Origin of the sequence: Streptomyces sp. GS7 (assembly GCF_009834125.1) — a bacterium.
Classification (GTDB): Bacteria; Actinomycetota; Actinomycetes; order Streptomycetales; family Streptomycetaceae; genus Streptomyces.
In genome coordinates this window covers 5,157,919-5,163,424 of sequence record NZ_CP047146.1, presented here as the reverse complement: position 1 = coordinate 5,163,424, position 5,506 = coordinate 5,157,919, and the positions used below count along the sequence as shown (strand labels likewise).

At 70.5% G+C, this 5,506-nt stretch carries 1 pseudogene; it reads left to right on the top strand.

Annotated elements, in window-relative coordinates:
* Positions 1 to 50: 50 nt before the first annotated feature.
* A pseudogene (locus GR130_RS22720) lies at positions 51 to 5,474 on the top strand (type I polyketide synthase); the annotation flags it as partial.
* Between the last annotated feature and the right edge of the window lie 32 nt (positions 5,475 to 5,506).

Sequence of the window (5,506 nt, the reverse complement as noted above, 5' to 3'; positions counted from 1 at the left end):
CAGAGCGGAAAGAGCGGACCATGACCACATCCAGTGAAACCGTCGTCGAAGCCCTCCGCGCCTCGTTGAAGGAAGCCGAGCACCTGCGCCGACAGAACCGCAAGCTGGCCGCCGCGGCCACCGAACCGATCGCGATCGTGGCGATGGCCTGCCGGTACCCCGGCGGCGTGCGGTCACCCGAGGACCTGTGGGAACTCCTGGCCGCGGGCAAGGACGCGATCGGCGCGTTCCCCACGGACCGCGGCTGGGACCTGGACGCGCTGCGGGACGCCGGGGTCGACGCACGCGGCAACGCCGTCAGCCAGGAAGGCGGATTCCTCGACGGCGTGGGGGACTTCGACGCCGGCTTCTTCGGCATCTCCCCGCGCGAGGCCGTCACCATGGACCCGCAGCAGCGGCTGCTCCTGGAGACCTCCTGGGAGGCCATCGAGCGCGCCGGCATCGACCCGACCACCCTGCGGGGCAGCCGCACCGGCGTCTTCGTCGGCACCAACGGCCAGGACTACGCCTACCTGCTGGTGCGCTCGCTGGCCGACGCCACCGGCGACATCGGCACCGGGATCGCCGCCAGCGCCACCTCCGGCCGGCTGTCCTACACGCTGGGCCTGGAAGGCCCGGCGGTGACCGTCGACACCGCGTGCTCCTCCTCGCTCGTGGCCCTGCACACGGCGACCCACGCCCTGCGGGCCGGCGAGTGCTCGCTGGCCCTGGTCGGCGGCGTGAACGTGATGTCGTCGCCGGGTTCCCTGATGGAGTTCAGCCGGCAGGGCGGCCTGGCGGCGAACGGCCGGTGCAAGGCGTTCGCGGACGCGGCCGACGGCACCGGCTGGTCGGAAGGCGTCGGCGTCCTCCTCGTCGAGCGGCTGTCCGACGCGCGCCGCAACGGGCATCCCGTGCTCGCGGTGGTGCGGGGCTCGGCCGTCAACCAGGACGGTGCCTCCAACGGCTTCACCGCGCCGAGTGGTCCGTCGCAGCAGCGGGTGATCCGCCAGGCGCTGGCCGGTGCCGGGTTGGCGCCCTCGGATGTGGACGTGGTCGAGGCGCATGGTACGGGTACGCCGCTGGGTGACCCGATCGAGGCGCAGGCGTTGCTGGCCACCTACGGTCAGGGGCGGGACGCCGAGCGGCCGCTGCTGCTGGGTTCGGTGAAGTCCAACCTCGGCCACACGCAGGCCGCGGCCGGTGCGGCGGGGATCATCAAGGTGATCCTGGCGATGCGGCACGGCGTGCTGCCGCAAACCCTGCACGTGGATCAGCCGACATCGCACGTCGACTGGTCCTCCGGTGCGGTGGAGCTGCTGGCGGAGCCCCGGGAGTGGCCCAAGGCCGACCGGCCGTGGCGAGCCGCCGTGTCGTCGTTCGGGATCAGCGGCACCAACGCCCACGTCGTCATCGAGCAGGCGGATGCGCCCGAAGAGCCTCGAACCGAACCGGCGTTGACGCCCTCTGTCGTCCCGTGGCTGGTGTCGGGCAAGTCCGAGGAGGCGCTGGCGGCGCAGCTCGAACGGATGTCGTCGCGCGGCACCGCGACGTCACCGGTGGACGTGGGCTTCTCGCTCGCCACGGGCCGTTCGACCTTCGCGCACCGCGCGGTGCTGCTGGCGCAGTGCCCCGACGGCGAACTGACCGAGGCGGCCCGCGGCCGCGCGGAAACGGGCCGCCCACTCGCGGTGCTGTTCTCGGGGCAGGGTGCGCAGCGGGTGGGGATGGGTCGGGAGTTGTACGGCCGGTTCCCGGTGTTCGCCGAGGCGTTGGACGAGGTGCTGGCGCACTTCGAGGGCGAGTTGCGGGATCTGCGTGCGGTGATGTTCGGCGAGGCGGCGGGCCTGGATGAGACCGGGTTCACGCAGCCGGCACTGTTCGCGGTCGAGGTGGCGTTGTTCCGATTGGTGGAATCCTGGGGGATTCGGCCGGACTTCGTGGCGGGGCATTCGATCGGTGAGGTTGCGGCGGCGCATGTGGCCGGGGTGTTCTCGCTGGCTGATGCGTGTGTGTTGGTGGCGGCGCGGGCGCGGCTGATGCAGGCGTTGCCTGTGGGCGGCGCGATGGTGGCCGTCCAGGCAGGCGAGAGCGAGGTGGAGCCTCGGCTGTCGGATGGTGTGTCGATCGCTGCGGTCAACGGTCCCGAGGCGGTGGTGATCGCCGGTGATGAGACCGAAGTCCTATGCATCGCGGAGGAGTTGGCGGCTGAGGGGCGCAAGACGCAGCGGCTGTCGGTGAGCCATGCCTTCCACTCGGCGTCGATGGATCCGATGCTGGAGGACTTCCGACGGGTTGTGGTCGGACTGTCGTTCAAGGCACCCCAGATACCCCTCGTCTCCAACGTGACCGGTGAGCTGGCTCCCGAGGAACTGGTGTGCTCGGCGGACTACTGGGTTCGTCACGTACGGGAGACCGTCCGCTTCGCCGACGGTGTGCGGACACTTGAGGCCGAAGGCGCCTCGGCCTTCCTGGAGTTGGGTCCGGACGGGGTGCTGACGGCGATGGCCCAGCACAGCGCGGACGGGGCAGCGGTGTTCGTCAGCGCTCTGCGCAAGGACCGGTCCGAGGAGTCTGCCCTGCTGACCGCGCTGGCGCGGCTGCACGTCACGGGTGTCGAGGTGGACTGGCCCAGGATCTTCGACGGCACCGGTGCCCGGCGCATCGACCTGCCCACCTATCCCTTCCAACACGAGCGGTACTGGCCTCGGCCGGCGTTGGTGTCCGGTGATGTGGCCGGTGCGGGTCTGCTGGCCGCGGAACACCCGCTGCTGGGTGCGACGATCACCGTCGCGGACTCCGGCGCGGTGGTGTTGACGGGCAGGCTGTCGCTGCAGACGCATCCCTGGCTGCTCGACCACGTCATGGGCGGCAGCGTGCTCTTCCCCGGAACAGGCTTCCTGGAGTTGGCGATGCGTGCCGCCGACCATGTCGGCTGTGACCGGGTCGAGGACCTGGTGCTGATGACGCCGTTGGTGCTCCAGGAGGAGCGTGCCACGCGGATCCAGGTGCTGGCCGGGGCCGCCGATGAGGCGGGCACCCGTACCGTCTCGGTGTATTCGCGCCCGGAGGGTGACCCGGATGGGCCGTGGGTCCAGCACGCGGGTGGCACGCTGACCAGCGGTGAGCGGGTCGTGGACTTCGGTTCCGGGGTCTGGCCGCCGCAGGACGCGGTGGCCGTCGACCTGGCGGGCTTCTACGACGGGACCGGCTACGGCCCCGCGTTCCAGGGGCTGCGTTCGGTGTGGAAGAGCGAGGACGGTGTCTTCGCCGAGGTGGCGCTTCCGGACCACGTCGCAGGGGATGCCGGGGCGTTCGGGCTCCACCCGGCGCTGCTGGACGCGGTGTTGCAGTCCCACCGGCTGGCCGGGGTCGGCACCGAGGACGATCAGTTCCTGCCGTTCGCCTGGCGGGGCGTGTCGCTGCACGCGGGCGGCGCCTCGGTACTCCGGGTGCGGGTCGTCAAGACCGCTGACGACTCGATGTCCATCGCGGCCGTCGACGTCGAGGGCGCGCCCGCCCTGTCCGCCGAGGCAATGGTGATGCGGGCCTACCGGGACCCCGGCACCGGCCGGTCCGCGGCGCGGCGCGGCGCGGTGCGCGACGGGCTGTTGTCGTTGGAGTGGGTGGCGGCTCCTGGGGTGGAGTCGGCTGAGGTCCGGTGTGTGTCCCTGGGCGCGGACGTTCTCGGCCTGGATGCGTCGGCCGCTTCGCTGGCGGACCTCACCGGGGACGAGGACCTCGTGGTCGTGCCCGTGTCGGGCGCGGATGGTGATGTGCCTGCCCGTACACATGAGTTGACGGCTCGGGTTCTGGGTGTGTTGCAGGAGTGGTTGGGTCGGGAGAGGACGGGGGCCTCGCGTTTGGTGTTTGTCACCCGTGGCGCGGTTGTTGCCGGCGAGGGTGAGGGCGTGGTGGATGTGGCTGGTGCTGCGGTGTGGGGGTTGGTGCGTTCGGCGCAGTCGGAGCATCCGGGGCGGGTTGCGTTGGTGGACCTTGAGGTTGGCTCTGGGGCTGATGGGTTGGTGTCGGTGCTGGGGGTGGTTCCTGGGTTGGTGGCTGCCGGGGAGGGGCAGTTCGTCGTGCGCGGGGGTGTGTTGCGGGTGGGCCGGTTGGCCGAGTTGGGCGGTGGTGTTGAGGGGGTGTCGCGTGCCTGGGATCCGGAGGGGACGGTGCTGATCACGGGTGGCACCGGGGGGCTGGGTCGTGAGGTGGCTCGGCATCTGGTGGGTGAGCGTGGGGTGCGGCATCTGTTGCTGGTCAGTCGTAGTGGGCCTGCGGCGTCTGGTGTGGAGGAGCTGCGGGAGGAACTGACCGCGTGTGGTGCTGAGGTGATGGTGCGGGCGTGTGATGTGGCTGATCGGGGGGCGGTGGATGCGGTTGTTGGGTCGGTGTCTGTGGCGCATCCGTTGACGGCTGTGGTGCATACGGCGGGTGTTGTCGATGATGGTGTGATCTCGTCGTTGTCGTCGGAGCGGTTGTCGGCTGTGTTGCGTCCGAAGGTGGATGCTGCCTGGCATCTGCATGAGGCGACGAAGGGGTTGGATCTGTCGGCGTTCGTGTTGTTCTCGTCGGTTGCGGGTGTGTTGGGTGGTCCGGGTCAGGGGAATTACGCGGCGGGCAATGTGTTCTTGGATGCGCTTGCTTGGCATCGTGTGGGGGAGGGGTTGCCTGCTCTGTCGTTGGCGTGGGGTGCTTGGGATCAGGGTGGTGGGATGACCGCGTCGCTCTCGGATGCGGACATGCAGCGGATGGCTTCGTATGGGACCGTGCCGTTGAGTCCGGAGCGGGGTTTGGCGTTGTTCGACGCTGCCACCGCGACGGATGCCGCCCACCTCGTCGCGGTCGGCCGAGTATCCGGACCGGTGCGGATGCAGGGCTCGGTGCCGTCGGTGCTTCGAGGGCTCGTCAAGGGTGCCCGGCGAACGGCCGCGAGCTCGACGGGCGGTGCCGCCGCGGGCGCGGTCGCGATGCTCGTCGATCGGCTGCGGGCGGCCCGCCCGGAGGAGCGTACGCGGCTGATGACCGACGTCGTCTGCACCGAAGCCGCCGGCGTGCTCGGACACGCCTCGGCCAAGAGCATCGACGCGCGCCGGGAGTTCAACGAGCTCGGCTTCGACTCACTCACCTCCGTCGAGCTGCGCAACCGTCTCTCCACGATCACCGGACAGCGGCTGAGCGCCACCCTCGTCTTCGATTACCCCAACCCCGCCGCACTCGCCGACCACTTCGTCACGGAGCTCGTGGGACACGCCGACTCGGGCCCGACCCTCCTGGCGGAGGTCGAGCGCCTCGGCTCCGCACTCGCCGCCAGCGAGCCCGACACCCGTACCAGGGACGCGGTCGCCGACCGGCTGGCGCGGATCCTGGACAACTGGCGGGGCGCCCACGAGGAGGAGCACGGCGCCGAGGTCGCCGAGCGGCTCGAAGCCGCCAGCACCGACGAGATCTTCGCCTTCATCGACAACGAGCTCGGCCGTCTCAGCGAGCGCTGAGACCGGCCCCCTTATTCACACGGAAGGGTCCA